A 912-nucleotide genomic window follows, 5' to 3' on the forward strand; every position below is an offset into this window, starting at 1 on the left:
GCTAAGGGACGTCTCGTAACTCGGTGGAGGCGTTGCCTGTCACCGGACTGACCGTCAGCCGGCGAGGATGATGTTGTGGAGGTTGGCGATGCCGGAAGCGGCGTCGGCCAATGTGTGGGCGGCGCGGCGGTAGTCACGCAGGATCTTGAAGCACTTCATCCTGGCCAGGGCGTGTTCGGCCCCTGCTCGGACGGTGCGGTGTTCGACGTTGAGGGCCTGCTTCCAGGCTGGCAGGTCGGTGCCGTCGGTGGGCTTGCGGTACGGCATGATCACCTCGGGGTTGCCGCGGTAGCCGCCGTCGGCCATCACCGGCCGCCCGTTCAGCTTCTCCTCGATGCCACTGGTGCGGTAGACGATCGTGTCGTTGCGGTTGCCCGGCTGCGGGTCGCCGACGGCGATGACCAGCCGGGTGCTGGCGTCGATGGCGACCTGCAGGTTCGTCGAGTACCGGTAGTTCTTGCTCCGGGCTGCCAGGCGGTGATCGCGGGTGGGAATCAGGGTGCCGTCGACGATCGCGATTTGCTCGACCGGCCGCTTACGCACCGGCGCGAGGGCCAGCAGCGGGGCGAGGGTGTCGATGACCCGGTGCGCCGCGGAGTGCGACACCCCGAACAGCGGGCCGATCTGCCGCATCGTCAGGTTCGTGCGCCAGTAGGTGGCCACCAACAGCACCCGATCCGGCAGGTCGAGGGCCCACTGCCGGCCCGGCCGGCCGTCAGCGATCGTGTCACCGCCACGCTCGGCGACCAGCCGGACCAGCTTGCGGAACTGGGCGGGCTGCAACCCGGTGAACGGAAAGATCCACTCAGATCGGGCAACGGTGATCACCTGCACCCCGGCATCCTGCCCGACCATCCTCAACAGACAGACGCCAGGGTTACGAGACGTCCCTTAGACTCCTACCCACCTTAG

At 67.7% G+C, this 912-nt stretch carries 1 protein-coding gene; it reads right to left on the reverse strand.

What is annotated here, in order from left to right; translation table 11 throughout:
- Window positions 1–54 precede the first annotated feature (54 nt).
- A complete protein-coding gene (locus tag KBX06_RS27475; RefSeq protein ID WP_210839963.1) occupies window positions 55–834 on the reverse strand; it encodes a transposase family protein in 780 nt (259 codons plus the stop codon).
- Between the last annotated feature and the right edge of the window lie 78 nt (window positions 835–912).

It is taken from the genome of Micromonospora sp. C31 (assembly GCF_018070575.1).
In the GTDB taxonomy this organism is placed as follows: domain Bacteria; phylum Actinomycetota; class Actinomycetes; order Mycobacteriales; family Micromonosporaceae; genus Micromonospora.